Source organism: Actinacidiphila paucisporea (genome assembly GCF_900142575.1).
Taxonomy (GTDB): domain Bacteria; phylum Actinomycetota; class Actinomycetes; order Streptomycetales; family Streptomycetaceae; genus Actinacidiphila; species Actinacidiphila paucisporea.
This window is the reverse complement of record NZ_FRBI01000009.1, coordinates 231,778-248,302: the sequence shown is the minus strand read 5'-3', so window position 1 is coordinate 248,302 and position 16,525 is coordinate 231,778. Positions and strand designations below refer to the sequence as shown.

Annotated in this window: 16 protein-coding genes and 1 pseudogene; 8 read left to right on the top strand and 9 right to left on the bottom strand. The window is 71.5% G+C overall.

Features of this window, described 5'->3' with window-relative positions; translation table 11 throughout:
• Window positions 1-29 precede the first annotated feature (29 nt).
• From BUE44_RS16435 to BUE44_RS16395, 9 genes are all read right to left on the bottom strand, one after another.
• A complete protein-coding gene (locus tag BUE44_RS16435) occupies window positions 30-1,358 on the bottom strand; it encodes a hypothetical protein (RefSeq protein ID WP_073498869.1) in 1,329 nt (442 codons plus the stop codon).
• Window positions 1,358-1,834: an SAM-dependent methyltransferase gene (locus BUE44_RS16430; protein ID WP_073498867.1), complete on the bottom strand. Its 477-nt coding sequence runs from the start codon at window positions 1,832-1,834 to the stop codon at window positions 1,358-1,360. Before BUE44_RS16430 ends, BUE44_RS16435 begins: the two co-directional genes overlap by 1 nt.
• Window positions 1,831-2,244 carry a hypothetical protein gene (locus tag BUE44_RS16425; protein WP_073498864.1) on the bottom strand — a complete coding sequence of 138 codons (414 nt, stop codon included), beginning with the start codon at window positions 2,242-2,244 and terminating at the stop codon, window positions 1,831-1,833. The genes BUE44_RS16430 and BUE44_RS16425 overlap by 4 nt, the downstream gene beginning before the upstream one ends.
• Window position 2,245: 1 nt before the next feature.
• Entirely contained in the window at window positions 2,246-3,052 is an 807-nt protein-coding gene (locus BUE44_RS16420; protein WP_079189798.1) for a class I SAM-dependent methyltransferase, read from the bottom strand.
• 77 nt (window positions 3,053-3,129) lie between these two features.
• A complete protein-coding gene (locus BUE44_RS16415) occupies window positions 3,130-3,945 on the bottom strand; it encodes a hypothetical protein (RefSeq protein ID WP_073498862.1) in 816 nt (271 codons plus the stop codon).
• Window positions 3,942-5,423: a radical SAM protein gene (locus BUE44_RS16410; RefSeq protein WP_073498860.1), complete on the bottom strand. Its 1,482-nt coding sequence runs from the start codon at window positions 5,421-5,423 to the stop codon at window positions 3,942-3,944. Before BUE44_RS16410 ends, BUE44_RS16415 begins: the two co-directional genes overlap by 4 nt.
• 125 nt (window positions 5,424-5,548) lie before the next feature.
• A complete protein-coding gene (locus tag BUE44_RS37500) occupies window positions 5,549-5,689 on the bottom strand; it encodes a hypothetical protein (protein WP_159450265.1) in 141 nt (46 codons plus the stop codon).
• A gap of 95 nt (window positions 5,690-5,784) precedes the next feature.
• Complete coding sequence (locus BUE44_RS16405; protein WP_073498858.1) at window positions 5,785-7,119, bottom strand: radical SAM/SPASM domain-containing protein; 1,335 nt, start codon at window positions 7,117-7,119, stop codon at window positions 5,785-5,787.
• A 1,538-nt stretch (window positions 7,120-8,657) separates the two neighbouring features.
• Window positions 8,658-9,665: an LAETG motif-containing sortase-dependent surface protein gene (locus tag BUE44_RS16395; protein WP_200804432.1), complete on the bottom strand. Its 1,008-nt coding sequence runs from the start codon at window positions 9,663-9,665 to the stop codon at window positions 8,658-8,660.
• 525 nt (window positions 9,666-10,190) lie between these two features.
• Between BUE44_RS16395 and BUE44_RS16390 the strand changes: the two genes are divergently transcribed.
• From BUE44_RS16390 to BUE44_RS16360, 8 genes and pseudogenes are all read left to right on the top strand, one after another.
• Window positions 10,191-10,949, top strand: coding sequence for an SDR family NAD(P)-dependent oxidoreductase (locus BUE44_RS16390; protein ID WP_079189797.1), 759 nt, complete (start codon window positions 10,191-10,193; stop codon window positions 10,947-10,949).
• Between the two features lie 215 nt (window positions 10,950-11,164).
• Window positions 11,165-11,620, top strand: a complete 456-nt coding sequence (locus BUE44_RS16385; protein ID WP_235002191.1) for a TspO/MBR family protein — start codon at window positions 11,165-11,167, stop codon at window positions 11,618-11,620.
• A gap of 129 nt (window positions 11,621-11,749) precedes the next feature.
• Window positions 11,750-12,805 (top strand): NAD-dependent epimerase/dehydratase family protein, encoded by a 1,056-nt coding sequence (locus BUE44_RS16380; protein ID WP_073498853.1) that lies wholly within the window; start codon window positions 11,750-11,752, stop codon window positions 12,803-12,805.
• 109 nt (window positions 12,806-12,914) lie between these two features.
• Window positions 12,915-13,640, top strand: a complete 726-nt coding sequence (locus BUE44_RS16375; protein ID WP_073498851.1) for a glycosyltransferase family 2 protein — start codon at window positions 12,915-12,917, stop codon at window positions 13,638-13,640.
• Window positions 13,637-14,317, top strand: coding sequence for a TIGR04282 family arsenosugar biosynthesis glycosyltransferase (locus tag BUE44_RS16370; RefSeq protein ID WP_073498849.1), 681 nt, complete (start codon window positions 13,637-13,639; stop codon window positions 14,315-14,317). The genes BUE44_RS16375 and BUE44_RS16370 overlap by 4 nt, the downstream gene beginning before the upstream one ends.
• Window positions 14,314-14,565, top strand: a pseudogene (locus BUE44_RS39565) (SAM-dependent methyltransferase); the annotation flags it as partial. The gene BUE44_RS16370 and the pseudogene BUE44_RS39565, both read left to right, overlap by 4 nt.
• 188 nt (window positions 14,566-14,753) lie before the next feature.
• On the top strand, window positions 14,754-14,987 hold the full coding sequence (locus BUE44_RS38520; RefSeq protein WP_235002190.1) for a hypothetical protein: 234 nt from the start codon (window positions 14,754-14,756) through the stop codon (window positions 14,985-14,987).
• A 185-nt stretch (window positions 14,988-15,172) separates the two neighbouring features.
• Window positions 15,173-16,480, top strand: a complete 1,308-nt coding sequence (locus BUE44_RS16360; RefSeq protein ID WP_073498847.1) for a hypothetical protein — start codon at window positions 15,173-15,175, stop codon at window positions 16,478-16,480.
• Window positions 16,481-16,525: the final 45 nt, after the last annotated feature.

Here is a 16,525-nt window from a genome sequence, read left to right as displayed (position 1 = left end):
CGCCAGATCGCGGTCCTCCGGCCGCCCGGTCAGCCCGCCGTCCCCGGTGCTCCGGCGCCGCCCCCCGTGCCGGCGGACGGTGCGGTCGTCCGCCGGCCGCCCGCGTACTCGTTCGCCTCACCGGCCGCGTCCGGCCCAGCGCCCATAGTGCGCTCCTCGCCGGACCAGCGGGTCGTCAGCCGTACGGCCAGCACGGAGGCGGTGGCCAGGCCCAGGGCCAGCGCCAGCCAGCCCCAGGCTCCCGGGGCCGCGATGACGGCCGTCAGTAGCAGGGGGGCGACGGCGTTGCGCGCCACGGACCCGAGGCTGAAGAACGACAGGTATCTGGCGTGCCGGTCGGCGGGTGACAAGGCGTAGGACAGGCCCCACGCGCCTGCCTGCTGGCGCATCTCCGCGCCCGCGTGGGCGACCACCGCCACGGCGAGGAGTGCCAGGCCCGCACCGCCGGGCACCACCGCCATGCAGCCGAGCAGCACCGCCGCGACCGCGAGCAGCGCACCCGACTGGCCCAGCGCCCGCCCCGCGCCGCGCGTCCGATCAGCGCCCTTCGACAGCCGCACTTGCAGCAGTACTACGGTCGCGGTGTTGCCCACCACAAGCGCCGGCAGCACCCAACTGGGCAGCGTCGTACGGGTGGTGATCCACAGGGGGATGCCGATGGTCAGAACGGGCGCGTGCAGGCCGAGCACGGCGCACAGCGCCGTCGCGGTGACGAAGCGGCGGTCGTGCAGCAGCGTGAACCGGCGGGTGCGCGCGGGCGCCGGGCGGGCCGCCGCCGGATCGGCGGCCACGCCCGGGCGGCGCAGCAGCAGTGTCCCCGCGCCCAGGTAGCTGACGATGTTCCCCACGACGATGGTGACGAGGCCGTTGGTGGAGTGCACGGCCAGCGCGAGGGCGGCCAGCCCGGCACCGGCCGACATCCCGGCGTTCTGCGTCACCCGGACCCGGGCCATGGTGGCCACCCGGCTCGCGGCATCCAGTTGCCCCGCCAGCGTCTGCAGCATCGGGATCGCCGACCGCTCGCCTGCCGTGATGACGCACAGCAGCACCAGGACCACGGCCTCGGGCGGCCGCAGCAGGAGCAGGGCGTAGGCGAGCGCCCGCGCGGCGTGCAGACCCACCAGCATGGGCCGGGCGCCGATCCGCTCGGCCAGCAGGCCGAGCGGGACGAGCAGCAGGAACGCCACCACGCCGGCCGCGGACAGGAATCCGCCGACCATCAGATTCGGCAGCCCGACGAACCGGGTCAGGACGACCACCGAGACGCCCAGGTACGCGCCGGAGCCCAGGCTGTCCACGAGGGCGGCGACGACGACCGGCGAGCCGTAGCGCCGCAAGGCGGACGCCGCCCTCGGCATCAGTAGTACTCGCGCATCAACTCGACCGACCAGTCCGGCTGGCGCACCTCACCGCGTGGCGCGAACTCGGCCAGGTACGGCTTGACGTCGATGACGGGGGTGCCGTCGATCGCGTCCAGGCCGCGCACCAGCAGCCGGGTGCCGTCCACTTTCAGCAGCTCGCACCGCGAGACCCCCAGCCGGTTCGGCCGGTTCTTCACCCGCTGCGCGAACACCCCCGCACGCGGCCAGTCGGTGTTGCCCCGCGGGTGCCGGGCGCCCAGGTGCACCGCGTCGGGGGCCACCTTGTGGAAGAGGAAGACGACCTCCAGGTGGCTGAAGCCGTCGAGGCCGGCCACCGCCTCCGGCCCGAAAACCTCCGCGTCGAGCACGATGTCCGCCTCGACACCGCCCCAGTGGTCGTCGGTGATCTCCGTCCGTGGGCTGGAGACGGTGCCGACGGGGGTCAGCGTGTAGGTCGTGCCGGTGCCTGTCATCGGTCTCCCCTTGCGTTGTCCGAAGCTGTCACGGCGTCCCCGGACGGCGCGGTGTCCCAGCGCGCCGTCACCCCGCGGGTGAACAACTCGCCGGAGCGCACCCGCCGGTCGGCGACGTACACCTCGTCGAGTGGGCAGTCCAGCACCTTCGCCAGGTACTCGGCAACCGTGGCGTTGAGTTGCGCGACCCGTTCGGCCGGGTAGTGATCCTTGCACGTGACGAAGACCACGGGGGCGATCGAGCCCGCGTCCCACTCGGGCCGGTAGCACTCCGCGGGACCGACGTGGCTCCACATCACCCAGCACAGCCCGGGGCCGTTGCCGAGCAGCGTCGTGACCTGGTTCGACAGCGCACGCAGCCGCTCCGCACCGGGACCCGGAACGGGTGCGTACACCTCGATGACGGGCATCTCAGATCGCGCCCAGCGGCTTGACCCCGACGACCAGCACGGTCCTGACCGGGATCAGGTACTCGCCGTCCCGCTCCCGGATACCGAGCGCCGCCCGGGTCTCGGGGCCGCACTCCGCCAGCCGTGCCCGGATCAGGGCGGCCGCCTCATCTCCGACGGCGGTGATCTGGCACCAGCGGGCCACGGGGACGCCGGACGGACTCTCGCTCTGGGTACCGCGAGCCACCGGCACGTTCAGACCCGCGGCCTGGAGCATCCGGATCCAGTCCAGGCGGGAGTGGCTGCGGCCGTGGGTCGGGTCGTGCAGCACCTCGATCTCGTGGTTGAACGCGGCGAGTTCGGGGTCCTCCGGTCCTTCGAGGTCGATGACGGCCAGCCGCCCGCCCGGCCGCAGCAGCCCGGCCATCGTGCGGACGGCCTGCTCGGTGTCGGTGAAGTGGTGGGCGGCGAGACGGGTCATCACCACGTCGTACGACGCGGGGGGCAGCGGGATCTCCTCGGCGGTGGCGCACAGCGTACGCGTCTCGGTGTCGCTCGCCGGCTGCTCGGCCAGGGCCAGCGCCACGTGCTCCAGCATCGGCTCGGCGGGGTCGAGGAAGGTCACCTCCGCAGGGTGCTGCGGCAGGAAGGACAGGCCCAGGTGGCCGGCGCCGCAGGCGACGTCGAGCATCCGGGCGCCCTCCTGCGGGCCGAGGAGCTCGTGGAGCATCCGCATCGTCGGGCTGCTGCGGTGGACCTCGCTGGTGGCGTAGTTCCGGGCGATCGTGGAAAAACGCTCCGCCGAGCGGCTGGGGGTGTTTGCTGCCACGTTCCTTCTTCTCCTTGGTGGGTCAGATCTTCCGGGCCCCGGACGCGGGTGGTCGGGTGGCCGGTCACGGGGGTGGGTCACGGGGACGGGAGGATGATGCCCGCCAGCGCCTCGACGGCAACCGGCGAAAACCCCTGCGGATCCTCCCGACCGCGGCCCGGTGGTCGCGGCTCGGGCTGTGACTCGCGGGACGCCACCGGCTGCAGCCGGTGGCCCAGTCCGTCGAGGATGTGCGTGCGTACCTCCGGGGCGCCCCCTGCGGACAGCCGGCCGGCGACCCCGGGCGCGTACCGGCCGGGCGCCAGCACCTCCACCTTCCGGGGGTCCACCGCGTGCTGCCCGGCAGGGACGTACGCGATCAGGTCGCCGGCGCCGTAGAGCAGATCCACGCGGCGCACGCGGTCGCCCACCGGTTCGTCGGCCTCGGTGACGAAGCCGATCAGCACCAGGTGGGCCGGGCGGACGTCCGAACCCGCCTGCGCGTAGGCGTCGACGGTGGCACGCGCGCCCAGCGACAAGGCGACCACCACGTCGGGGGCGGTGGTACGCACCGCCGCCGAGACTCGCGCGGTCCTGGCGGCGATCTGCCGGGCGTCCGCGGCCCGGCCGTGCTCGCCGGGTGACGGAAAGGTCACGTGCGCGGTGTCCACGTCCCGCGCGCGCAGGACGGCGGCCAGCGCGCGCCACAGATGCCGCTCCCCGCGGTCCGCGTCGGTCAGTTCCGCATCCGGCACCCCCGCGCCCGTGAGGGCCGGGGTCGGCCGGTGCGGCTCCGGCAGCCCCACGCCCGGCGCGTCGTCGCGGGTGCCGTCGTGCTGCGCGTTGTCCGTGCCGTACGGATCACCCAGCCGTCCGGAGGGCACCAGGAGGCAGCACAGGGGCCGTTGGGTCATCGGTGGCAGATCTTCTCACCGACGATGCCGCCGATGCGCTCGTGGAAGTAGGTGGAGATGATCTCCTCGTGCAGGCTCTCGCCGTCGAGCGTCGGCAGATAGCCCTCCTCCGTGAGGCTGGTGAAGCCGCGTTCGGTCAGCTCGGCGAAGAGCGAGCGCAGCGGCTCGTCGGCCGTCAGGTCGACGCCGTAGCGCTCCCGGTACCGCTCGGTGGAGATCAGCTGGTTGGCCTTGTAGTTGAAGCCGAGTGCGGTGGCCAGCGACTGGGCGTCCGTCAGGCGCCGACCGTGGCTCAGTGGCAGCTCGGTCGCGGTCCTCGCCATGAAGTCGGTGTACTTGGCGATGTCCTGGATGTTGTGGGTCTGCACGACGTCCGAGGACTGCCCGGTGGCCCAGCCGTAGGCGCCGGGGCCGACCGCGACCATCGTGTCGAAGCGCTGCCACTTGTTCCGCGAGACCCGGGGGATGTTTGCGTCGTGGCCGTCGCCGTAGGTGCCCGGCCGGTTCCACCAGCCGCAGGGGCTGGGGTGGTAGCCGGCGTCCAGCAGCCGCTCGACGATCGCCTCGCGCATCTCGTACGTCTCGTGGTGGCTCGGCCACAGACCCGCGTCGCTGATCCGGTCGCGTACGGTGCCGACGTTCCACACCGCGCGGTTGCCGATGCCCATCTGCTCGCGGTCGGCGTTGCGCAGGCGGTAGATGGTGATGGTCGGGGTCTCGAGCGCGATGAGGGTGCTGATGTCGTCGGCCACCGTCCGCACGGTCTGGTGCGGCAGGCCGAACATCATGTCGACGTTGAACGGCAGCCCCGTGCCGCGCAGCGTGCGCACCGCGCGCAGCGACATCTCACGGTCGTGCTTGCGCCCGGCGAAGCTGTTGACCTCCGACTGGAGGGACTGCACGCCGACGCTGAACCGGGTGTAGCCCAGTGCGACGGCCTGGTCGATCTCGTCGTGGAGAAAGTTGTCCGGGTTGCCCTCCAGGGATATCTCGGCGTCCGGCGAGACGTCGAAGGAGGACCTGACGTGGTCCATCAGCCGGCGCAGGTGCCGCGGGCGCAGCAGCGAGGCGGTGCCGCCGCCGAAGTAGACGGATTCGATCCGGGCCTCGGGCAGCCAGGGCAGCGCGGCCAGTTGGCGGCGCGACTCGTCGAGCAGCAGGTCCGTCCAGCGGTCGAGGTTCTCGTCGAACTTGTCGCCCGTCGGAGCCAGCCGCTTCACGTAGTTGCAGAAATGGCAGATATAACTGCACAGCGGTACGTGGAAGTACAGGTGCGTGGGCTGCCCGGCGCCCGCGTGGGCGGCCAGGGCACCGGCGGTCTCGGGGCCGCCCAGCTCGTCACCGTAGTTGGCCGTGACGTTGATGTTGTACTTGTCGCGCTCGATCGCCAGGTGCGGGTTCTCTGCCAGGATCGTCCGGATGCCGAGTCCCGGCCGTCTCGGGGCGGATTCCACGGGTTCCGTCGACGGGGCCATCATTGCCACAGTGATCTCCTAGTCAATCCGCGTGGGCTCCCCTGAGGGGTGATGACAGGCAGGCACGCGAGACGCCGGTGGCGGCGCCACCGCCACCGGCGCACCTCAGCGCCCTACCGGGCAGTCGTTCAGTTCTCGACGTGCTCCGCGCCCTCGCCGTCGGCCGGCTTGGGGGCGGCCGCGCTGGCCGCACCGGCCAGGCTGAGGACGACCGTCTCGGGCGCAGTGTCCAGGTGGACGCGGGTCAGAACCACGTTCTCGGAATTCATGTAATTCTCCTTCGCAGCCTGGATCCGACGACGGTCCGGCGATGCCGGTGCCGACGGATCCGATGGGAATTAGCCTGGTGGGCGACGGGTTACGCCTACCGGCCCGTACCGGCGCGGGACGCCGGCAGAATTGGAGGCGACAGCCGGAGGGTCAGGTTGTCGCGGCGGCGTTCCCGCCAGTACATCTCGGTCCGCAGCATGAACTGTTGGAGGTATTCGGTCGCACCGCACACCTTCTCGTCGCCGTGCAGGTTCGCCGAAAGCGGCGGGCAGCGGAACTGACACCAGGTGCCGAGTTGCGCGACATCGCAGCTGCGGCAGGCGTCGTAGTCGTCGAAGGTGATGTCGCGGATGTCGTCGAACCCGTTGCGCCAGATCTCGGCGAATGACCGCTCGGTGATGTTCCCGGCGCCGTACCGGTGGCCGGCCATGCAGTTGCTGCAGGGATAGACGTCGCCGTTGCTGGAGACGTACGTGATGGTGCGGCCGCACTTCTCCTGGCCGGTGGCCTGTTCGAGCCGCTGGCAGAACTTGACGGTGTCCACCGCGTAGATCGTCTCCGACTGCCGGGGCGCGAGCGGATCGCCGTCTGGGGCGGCCTGTTCCGTCGGCGCGTCGGTGTACCGCTCCATGCAGGCGCGGTAGACGTCGAAGACCCGGTCCACCTCGGCGGGGGTCAGCAGGATGTGCGGGTGCAGCAGGGCCCGCCCTGTCGGGTGCGTCTCGAGCCACTGCGGCCTGGGGTAACCGTGCTCGGCACACCACTCGAAGATCTCCAGCGCGTCTTCGATGTTGTTGCGGTGCACGGAGATCGCGGTCCGCACGATGTGCCCGTACTTGTGCATGGTGTCGAACGTGGTGCGCAGCAGCGGGAAATCCATCTTGCCGCGGACCGTCCGCACCGGGTCGGCGGTGTCGAAGCTGACGAAGAAGGACTGCCCCGGAGGGATGCCGGCGAGCTTGTCCTCCGTCGCCAGGATGCCGTTGGTGAAGATCTGCGTGCTGAAGGACTTCGTCCTGGCGTGCTGGATGATCTGCACCGCGTCCCGGTGGGAGAACACCTCGCCGCCGGTCAGGAACACCTGGATGACGCCCATCTCCTCGAACTCGTCGAGGAGCCGGAGGATGCGCTCGGTGGACATCTCGTCGGTGCGCCGCACGGCCGAGTCCGCGTAGCAGTGCAGACACCGCAGGTTGCAGCTGTTCGTCGTCTCGATGAAGGCAATTGCCGGCGCCGTGAGGTGGAAACGCTCCAGCGGCACGAGCGGGCTGTTGATGACGAACTCGTCGAACTCCCGGGCGTCGACGGATTCGCCATTGTCGTGCCGTTCGAGAAGACTCCGCGCGGCCGGATCGAGGAATTCGACCCGCCCGTCCGGAAGCAGGCACACGATTCCACCGGGATTTTCCTGCCTGGGAAGTCGAGGCATGCGGATTCCTTCGGGATCGGGAGCGATGGCCTTCGAGCTCCTGGGGAGATCGAACGCGCCCAATGTAAGGAGATCGCGGGGATGACGCCCCGTTCGCAAGGACAGTCTTTGCACTTGTACCAGAGGCCAGGGTCAGGGCGATTGCAAGGTGCGATGATCTCGGATCGGTGCTGGTCAGCTGCGTCCGAGGAGGGTCAGTGGCCGCTCGGAGGGGCGGAGTGACATCGCGCGGAGTCCGGCGGCGATGGTGGTGTGGCCGCCGGCGCCGAGCTGGTTGACAGCGAAGGTGCGGAGGGTGGCCTTGCTCTCCGGCCCGTATCCGTGCGGACCTTGGAGGCGTCCTCACGAAAGGGGGTGTCTCGTGCGAAGCGGAGCCGGTTTTCGATCACCCACTGTGATCTCACGATCTTCGCGATGGGCTCGGGAGTGGCCGGGCGGCTGGCCAGGTCGGTGATGACGTAGACGGTCTCGCGGGCGAGGATCCGCCGAGGTGAGCTGACATAGCCTCGCGGGAGTCCGGAGCGCGGCTTCACCGTCGGCACACCGTGGCTGGAGCGAGCCACCCGGCTGTGCCAGGAAGGCGACCACCTGCAGCTCCCAGAAGCCGGGGGTAAGAGCCCGAACGCCTGCGCGCCTCATCGTCGTCACCGCGCTCAGCCCGGCCTGGCCTGGCCGCCAGACGAGCCTGCGACCACATGGCACCCGCGACCGGCCGCCGACGGCCCGGCCGTCCACGAGCCGGCCACAACCTGACCGGCGGCCCGCTCGCCGACGTACGAAGGAGCGGATGACCCCGATTGGCACGGTCCGTTGTGGCGGGCCGCTCCAGGCCTCGCCTGCAGGACACAGCACCGATCGGCCGCCTATCCCGCCCGCGGCGAGGCGATCATGCGCGGCAACAGGAATCCCGGAGATCCGGCGACTGGTCCGCTCATCCGACATCGGCGCGGACCGCGACCGGTGGCCGGAGCAGATCGCCGAATGCAACGCCTTTCTCTCGGTGATCTGCTCTGCCCGGGACGCACACGCCGAAGAGTGGGCCCATACGCTCTGGAGGTCCTCGCGGCCGCCCAGGAACGTCGCGCCCTGAACTTCCCCACCCAGATCCCCAAACGCCGCATCCTGCTTCACGACGCGTCCATCAGCCTGTTCGGCGTCCGGCCCGGCGATCCGCTGACCGACCCGGACCTCCTCTGGCGGTGGTTCACCGAAAGCCTCGGATTCGGCCCCACCGAGTACCGGTGCCTCCTCGCTGCGGCGTCCTTCCCCGAGGGGCCGCCGGACGACCCCGGTCGACTGAGAGACCTGTGGGTGGCTGCGGGGATCCGCTCGCTCTCCCAGTTGGGGACTCAGCGGAGTCGTGGAGGGCATCAACGGTCAGCCGGGAAGCGGCAGCCGCTGGCCGCGCCCGCCACGTCCGTCGCCTGGAGAAAGTCCCTCTCGGCCGGCGGCGGACGCCGATGGGGCGGCCTCCTCATTGAGGGGCCGCCCCACCAGTCAGTCGCCTTCCGTGCCCGTCACGCGGGCATGTCGGCATTTCAGCCGGTCGTGGTGCCGCCCGCTCCGGGCTTGCGGCGGCGGAGCAGGAAGACGCTGCCCGCGCCGAGGACCACCACGGCGCCGCCGACCGCGGCGATAGTGGGCGTGGCGGACGAGGAGCCGGTCTCGGCCAGGTCGCCGCCGGACGGGTTCAGGTGGGTGTCACCGGCGGGCTTGGCCGGCAGCGGCTTCTGGCCGCCGGACTGCGTGCCGGTGCCCGAGCCGCCACCGGTCGAGCCGTCGGCGGCCACGACCGCGAACTCGGCCACGCCGTTGTCGCCGCCGGCCTCCACGCACTTGCCGTTGTCGTCGGCGTAGACGCCGATCCCGATCACGAACCCGTCGCCGGCCTTGGCCTTGGCGTCGACCTGGATACGGGCCTTCAGCTTGAAGGAATCGTGCGGCTTGACCTCGGTGTAGCCGAGGTAGCCCGCGGCGGGGTCGTCTTCGGCCAGCGAGACCGCGGTCCAGGCGCCCGTGTCCGGGTTCTGGAACTCGAGCTTGAGGTGGCTGGTGTCCACGTTCCAGGTGTCGGAGTCGATCTGGGTGGCGAACAGGCCGAAGTCGACCCGGCGGTAGTCGGTGCCGGAGGAGTTCGCGACGGACAGGTCGAACCCGTGCCAGCCGCTGCCGGCCTTGATCTGGGCGGGCAGGCCGGTGATGTCGGCGGTCAGCTTGTCGTCGACCCGCGGAACCTCGTCGTCGGAGGAGTCGCACGTGGTCCCGTTGGGGGGCTCGGTGGTCGCCGGGGCCGACGTCGGCGCGGTGGTCGCGGGGGACGTGGGCGTGGACGGTGACGTCGGCGCGGATGTCGTCGGGGTGGCGGGGGCCGACGTCGTCGACGACGCCGTCGGGGTGGCCGTGTCCGTCACCTCGGTGGTGGCCCCCGCGGACGGACCCGTCGTCGCCGTGTCGGGTGCCGCGGAGGCGGAACCGGCCGCAAAAAGGGCGGCGGGCGCTATCACGGCGGTCGCAGCAGCCGATGCTAGGACATGGCGGAGCTTCATGAAGACCTCATATGGACGGGCAAACGCGAGAGAAAAAGGGGGCCGCCGCCGTATGTCAGGCGAGCCGACCAGCGGACCTTATCCGAAACCTGTGAACGTCAGGCCAACGCTTTCGCCGTCTCCCTGGTGAGGGGCCTCCACACCATCGGAACAAACTTGGCGAGATCGTACAGTTGCTCCCTGGAAGGGATAATTCCGCGTGCGCAACATCACACCGCCGTACACCGTCAAGGCGTTTAGCTACTCGCCAGACGATTGAGCTTGAAGGCGTGATGCCGACCAGCTGTCCAGGATGTCGGTACCGCCAAGCCAGTCGTCGGCTGATGGTGCCCCGCGATGGATCAGGAGTCGCAGGTGGCTCACTCGCCGGTCCAGTCGTCGATGAGCTCGCGCGCGACGTCGAGGTGACCGACGTGGCGGGCGCCGGCAGTGAGGTCGCGAGGGCCACCTCTGCTTGGTGGTCGGCGACCACCTGGGCGGTGGAGGTGTTGGCGGGGACCGTCCGCTCCTCGGCATCTCCGCCAGATGGATAGGCGACGACGTCCTGGGCGCCGAACCCCAGCGCACCCGTCGGCGTTCGACCCAGTCAAGGACGGGGCGCGTGTCCTGATTGTCGGCGCCACTGGGGAAATCGGTGGTGCGCTTGCCCGCGCGTTGAGCGGACGCGGTGCGGCGCTCGCCTTGGCTGGGAGGCACCGCGAGCGACTGGACGAGGTCGCGGCGGACTGCGAAGACTGTCCGACTCGGACCTTGGACGCCTACGACCTCGATGCGTGTCGCAGGCTGCCGGCCTGGGCCGCCGAACACCTCACGGGCATCGACCTGGTCCTCACCGCGGTCGGCGTGGCGGCCTTCGGCCCTGCCGAGGAGCTGACCGAGGCCGCGGCCGAACACCTGGTGACAGTGAACGCGCTCGCCCCGATGGCCGTCATTCGCGGAGCCCTGAACCTGCTCGGGCCAGGAGGCGCGGCAGCTGCGGTCACGGGGCTCGTCGCCGAGCGCCCCCAGGCGGGCATGGCTGACTACAGCGCCGCGAAAGCCGCGTTGAGCGCGTGGCTCACCGCGGTCGCACGCGAACAGCGGCGCCGCCGAGTGACCATCCACGATCTGCGGCCACCCCATATCGACACCGGCTTCGCGGACCGCGCACTCACCGGCCGGCCTCCCGCCCTGCCCCAACCGGTGGCCCTGGACACCGCAGTGAGAGCCATCATCGACGTCATCCGAACCGGCGGTCATCTCCCGCCTGCTCGCTGCGCACGCCCGAATCGTGAAGTGCCTTGACGATCATGATGAACCTTTCCGTCGGCGCCACGTGACTGTGTCAGCGAAGCATTCGCCGCAGCTCTCGGGCGCTCCGAATGGTGCCGAACGGGCGACCGCACTGGTTGAGTGCCCAGGGTGCGGGCAGGATCGTCTGCATGCGAGCGACGAGTTCTGGGCTGGGAAGGCAGAAGGCCGGGGTGGGGGGCTGGCGGGCGGCTGGTATCTACGGGGCCGTGGCCAGCACTGTCGCCGCAGCCGCCGTCGTGGGCTCGCGGCCCATCGACCCGGCTGACGCCTGGTATTCATCCCTCGACAAGCCCTCGTGGCAGCCACCCGGGTGGGCGTTCCCGGTCGTATGGACTCCTTTGTACGCAGGCATCGCCTGGGCGGGCAGCCACAGCCTGCTTCACGCCGAGAAGAAGGCCAGTACGAGGCTGGCCGCGGCGCTCGCCGGTAATCTGGTACTGAATTCAGCCTTCGGCTGGGCCTTCTTCAAGGCCCGCACCCCTGTCGCGGGCCTGGCCGTCACCACTGCCCTGAGCCTGTCCTGCTGGGACCTGGTCCGCCGCACCGCGGCCCAAGACAACGCTGCCGCGGCGGCTCTCGTTCCGTACGCAAGTTGGTGCACCTTCGCCACCGCCCTGAACGCCGACATCTGGCGCCGCAACCCCGGAATGCGGGCGCGCTGACCTGCGAGCAGGCATGGACGGACGCAGAATCCCCGAGCCGGCTGCGCCCCTGCGTGTACGTGATGAAGCCGGCTACCGGTGGCGGCGTGTCGGTGTCCCCCGGAGGCCTTCCCTTCTAACCTCGTCGATATGCGGGTACTTGTCACCGGTGGGGCGGGTTTCATCGGATCCCATGTTGTCGAGGCACTCACGGCCTCCGGTGCTGCGGTGCGCGTGATCGACGCGTTGTTGCCGAGTGCTCATCCGGCGGGCCGTGTTCCCGACCTGCCGGCGGGGGTCCACTTCGTTCACGGGGACGTGCGCGATCCTGTGGCGGTGGAGGCGGCGCTGGCCGATGTGGACGTGGTGTGCCATCAGGCGGCGATGGTGGGGCTGGGGACGAATCTTGACGATGCGCCCATGTACGCCGGGTGCAATGACGTCGGTACGGCCGTGCTGCTCGCGGCGATGGGGCGGACCGGGACCGCGCGGTTGGTGCTGGCGAGCTCGATGGTCGTGTACGGGGAGGGCCGCTACCTGTGCGCCACGCATGGGGAGGTCGTTCCCCGGCCACGCGACCCCGCAGCCCTGCGCCGCGGTTCCTTCGAGCCGCCCTGCCCGCGGTGCGGCGCCGACCTGGCGCCGGGGCTGGTGGACGAGAGCGCCCGCACGGACCCGCGCAACGTCTACGCGGCGACCAAACTGGCGCAGGAGCACCTCTCGGCGTCGTGGTCGCGGGTCACCGGCGGGGTGGCGGCTGTGCTTCGTTACCACAACGTCTACGGAGCCCGGATGCCGCGGGACACCCCTTACGCCGGCGTCGCTTCGCTGTTCAGGTCGGCTCTGGAGCGTGGCGAGGCGCCGCGGGTATTCGAGGACGGCGGGCAGCGGCGTGACTTCGTCCACGTTCGGGATGTCGCCGCCGCGAACGCTGCCGCCGTGGAGTGGACCGTAGGGGCTCCCGCCGCGTCCGTGCGGACTTTCAACGTCGGAAGCGGGGTCCCGCACACCATCGGCGAGATGGCCGATGCGCTGGCCGCCGCTCACGGCGGTCCCTCCCCCGTCGTCACCGGCGACTTCCGGCTGGGCGACGTCCGCCATGTCACCGCCTGCTCCCGGCGGGCTCACACCGAGCTGGGGTGGCAGGCCGCGATCCCCTTCGAGGCCGGGATAGCGGAGTTCGCCGCGCTGCCTCTGCGCCGGTAGATGGCGCGACGCGGCGGGGAATGCCGCACGCCACCCCCACACGCCGGCCGCGGCACGGCCACAGCGACGTCGAGCGTCGCCACAGCATCCTCTGATCCTTGGTGAATACATGACTGATGCTTTTCCGGGACCGGTCGCGGGCACCGGAGCCGGTGTGTCCGTCGACGTGGTTCTGCCGTGTCTCGACGAGGTGGGTGCGCTGCCCTGGATGCTCGGGCGGCTGCCCACCGGCTTCCGCGCACTCGTTGTCGACAACGGTTCGAGCGACGGCTCGGCGGAGATGGCACGCGGGCTGGGCGCGACCGTCGTCCACGAGCCGGTGCGCGGGTTCGGCGCGGCCTGTCACGCCGGGCTGACGGCGGCGACCGCCGACGTGGTGTGCTTCTGCGACTGCGACGCCACGCTCGACCCGCGCCAGCTTCCCCGGGTGGTCGCCCCGCTGCTCGCGGGTGAGGCCGATCTCGTGCTCGGACGGCGCAGACCGGTCGGCTGGCGGGCCTGGCCGCCGCCCGCCCGGCTGGCCAACCTCGAACTGGCCCGCCGCGTGCGGCGCAGGACGGGCCTGCGCCTGGCCGACCTCGGCCCGATGCGCGCGGCCCGGCGCAGCGGCCTGCTGGCGCTTGACGTACGCGATCGCCGGTCGGGATATCCGCTGGAGACGGTGCTGCGCGCGGCCGAGGCGGGCTGGCGGGTACGGGAGACCGACGTCGACTACCGGCCCAGGACAGGGCGTTCCAAGATCACCGGCACGGTGCGCGGCAGTCTCGAGGCGGCCCGGGACATGACCACGCTGTTGAACAGTTTGGGCGCGGCGGGCCGGGAGCGTGTCCGATGAGGTATCCCCGCTCCACGGTCGTCGTCATCGCGAAGTCCCCGATCCCGGGCCGGGTGAAGACCCGGCTCAGCCCGCCGTACAGCCCGGAGCAGGCAGCCGCCCTCGCCGAGGCGGCGCTCGCCGACACCCTGGCGGTGGTCGCGGCCGCTCCCGCCGTGCGGCGCGTCCTTGTGTTGGACGGCGAGGAAGGTTCATGGGTCCCGCCCGGTTTCGACGTCGTGGCGCAGGTCCCGGGAGGACTCGATGTGCGGATCGCCGCCGCGTTTGCCGCGTGCACGGGACCCACCCTCCTGGTGGGTATGGACACGCCTCAGCTGACGCAGGATCTGCTGGCGCCCGCCTTGCGCGCCGGCGCCGCGCCCGCTCACGACGCGTGGTGCGGGCCGGCGAGCGACGGCGGCTTCTGGGCGCTCGGCCTGGCCGCACCCGACCCGTCGCTGGTGCTCGGCGTGCCCATGTCCAAGCCGGGTACCGGGCAAGCCCAGCGGGGACGGCTGGTCGCGGCCGGGCTGCGGGTGTGCGACCTGCCGGAGCTGACCGACGTGGATACCGCGCAGGACGCCGCCGCAGTTGCCGCCCTGGCACCGTACGGGCGCTTCGGCCGGCTCACGCTCATCGGCATGTCTCCGGCCACGGTGTCCCCGGTGCACGGGCACGGGCACGGGCACGCCGGATGAGTGGCCGCGTCGCGACGGCAACACCCCACAGAACGGTCGCGAACGACCCGTACGCCCTGGCCGTGCCGAAGGGCGGCGGACCCCTGTACGTACGCAGGAGCGGCGGGGAGCGGCTCCCCGTGGCTGTCGAACGGTGGTGTGCTGTCCCCGACCCGGCCGACGAGACCTTGCTGGAGCGCTGCGGCGACCTGACGCTCGACGTGGGATGCGGACCCGGTCGGCTGACATCGGCCCTGGCGCGAAGGGGCGTTGTGGTTCTCGGCCTCGACGTCGCCCAGCATGCGGTCGCCCGGATCCTCGCGGACGGCGGCGCCGCCCTGCGCCGCTCGGTCTTCGATCCGCTTCCGGCCGAGGGTCGCTGGCGCACCGTCCTGCTCGCCGACGGCAACATGGCATCGCGGGCGATCCGAAACGGCTGCTGGACCGGTGCGAACGGTTGCTCGGTTCGCTGGGCGAAGTGCTCGTCGAGGTCGAGGCCGAGGAGGTGCAGGAGCGGTTCACCGCCTGCTTCGAGGACGGCGAGGGCACGTCGGGACCGGCGTTCGACTGGGCGCGTGCCGGCGGCCGTGCGGTGAGGGCGATGGCCGAGAGCGCCCGGCTGACCACCGTCCAGCGCTGGGAACGCGGCGGCCGGCACTTCCTCGCCCTCCGCAAGGGCGTGCAGCGATGACACGGCCTCAGCACACCGGAACCGCCCACGGTCACCGGGACCCGTTGCCGGAACGCCGCGCCGCCGAGAGGCGGTCACCCGCTCCGGAGCAGCCGCTCCCGCATGGCGAGCCCGGCTCCGCCCCGGGTGAAAGCGGCACACCTTCCGTACGCCTAGGGCGCCGGGCCGACGCGTTCGCGGCCGCGGTGGGCGTCCTGCTCGTCGCCGCTGCCTGCGTGGTCGGCGCGGCGATCGAGCACGCGGACGGGACACTGCACGTGCCGTGGCCGCCCCTGCAGGCGTTCTGGCGCCCGCACTGGGGGCCCGGCACCCCCGCCGCCGCGGTCGTCGCGGCAGCCTGTGCCAGTTACGGTCCGCAGTGCGCCCGACGTCTGGCGTGGCGACCACTCCTCTTCGTCACCTGGGCGGTGGCGATGGCATGGACCTGGTCACTGGCATTGGTCGACGGGTGGGAGCCCGGCGTCGCGGGCAGGCTGACGACCAGCTTCGAGTACCTGTCGCAGATCGACCGCTTCGCGCACGTACACGCCGCCCTGCGGGGCTTCACCCAGCACATCCTGAGCACCCAACCCCAGCCGTGGACGACCCATGTCGCCGGCCACCCGCCCGGGGCGGTCCTGACCTTCGTCGCCCTGGACCGGATCGGCCTCGGCGGCGGCGCATGGGCATCGGCGTGGTGCATCAGCGCCGGCGGATCCACGGCGATCGCCGTCCTGCTGGCCGTCCGGGTGCTGGGCGACGAATCGACGGCGCGGCGAGCCGCTCCGTTCGTGGCGCTGTCTCCGGCCGCCGTCTGGATCGGTGCCTCCGCCGACGGGTACTTCACCGCGGTCGTCGCCTGGGGACTGGCCCTCCTGGCGCTCGCGGCGACCCGGGCGGTCCGTGCGCCCAGAGCCGTGGCGCTGGGCGCCGGAGTGCTCCTCGGACTGGCCGTCTACCTCTCGTACGGCCTGGTACTGGTCGCCGTGGCCGCCCTCGCCGTCCTCGCTCTGGCCCGCACCGCACGGCCGCTGCCCGCCGCCCTGCTCGGGGCCGGCGCGGTGACGACCGCCTTCACCCTGTCCGGATTCTGCTGGTGGCAGGCCTACCCCCTGCTGGTCCAGCGCTACTACCAGGGCATCGGCGGGGTACGCCCGTACGGTTACTGGGTCTGGGCTGACCTCGCCTGTGGTGTCTTCAGCGCAGGACTTGCCGGCGTGGCTGCGGCACGCCGCGCGCTCAGTGCAGCGCCCGCGGGTGTGAAAAGGCTGCGGACCGGCGTGCCCACCGGTCCCCAGGCGGTCGCCGTACTGGCCGCGGCGGCACTTGCCATGATGCTCGTCGCCGACCTGTCCGGGATGAGCAAGGCGGAGACGGAGCGGATCTGGCTGCCGTTCGTCGCGTGGCTGCTTCCCGCCTCCGCCCTCCTCCCGACGGTTGACCACCGCCGCTGGCTGTTCCTCCAGGCGGCCGCCGCGCTTCTGGTCAACCACTTGCTGTTCACCAACTGGTGAGACCTCGCGGCGGGCAGCGTACGCACGGTGCCGGGCCCGCGACTC

Coding starts and splice junctions, on each gene's coding strand:
- BUE44_RS16370 (WP_073498849.1), top strand. CDS start 13,637: ATGAGGTATCCCCGCTCCACGGTCGTCGTCATCGCGAAGTCCCCGATC.
- BUE44_RS16410 (WP_073498860.1), bottom strand. CDS start 5,423: ATGATGGCCCCGTCGACGGAACCCGTGGAATCCGCCCCGAGACGGCCG.
- BUE44_RS16415 (WP_073498862.1), bottom strand. CDS start 3,945: ATGACCCAACGGCCCCTGTGCTGCCTCCTGGTGCCCTCCGGACGGCTG.
- BUE44_RS37500 (WP_159450265.1), bottom strand. CDS start 5,689: ATGAATTCCGAGAACGTGGTTCTGACCCGCGTCCACCTGGACACTGCG.
- BUE44_RS16435 (WP_073498869.1), bottom strand. CDS start 1,358: ATGCCGAGGGCGGCGTCCGCCTTGCGGCGCTACGGCTCGCCGGTCGTC.
- BUE44_RS16390 (WP_079189797.1), top strand. CDS start 10,191: ATGGATAGGCGACGACGTCCTGGGCGCCGAACCCCAGCGCACCCGTCG.
- BUE44_RS16405 (WP_073498858.1), bottom strand. CDS start 7,119: ATGCCTCGACTTCCCAGGCAGGAAAATCCCGGTGGAATCGTGTGCCTG.
- BUE44_RS16425 (WP_073498864.1), bottom strand. CDS start 2,244: ATGCCCGTCATCGAGGTGTACGCACCCGTTCCGGGTCCCGGTGCGGAG.
- BUE44_RS16395 (WP_200804432.1), bottom strand. CDS start 9,665: ATGAAGCTCCGCCATGTCCTAGCATCGGCTGCTGCGACCGCCGTGATA.
- BUE44_RS16430 (WP_073498867.1), bottom strand. CDS start 1,834: ATGACAGGCACCGGCACGACCTACACGCTGACCCCCGTCGGCACCGTC.
- BUE44_RS16380 (WP_073498853.1), top strand. CDS start 11,750: ATGCGGGTACTTGTCACCGGTGGGGCGGGTTTCATCGGATCCCATGTT.
- BUE44_RS16375 (WP_073498851.1), top strand. CDS start 12,915: ATGACTGATGCTTTTCCGGGACCGGTCGCGGGCACCGGAGCCGGTGTG.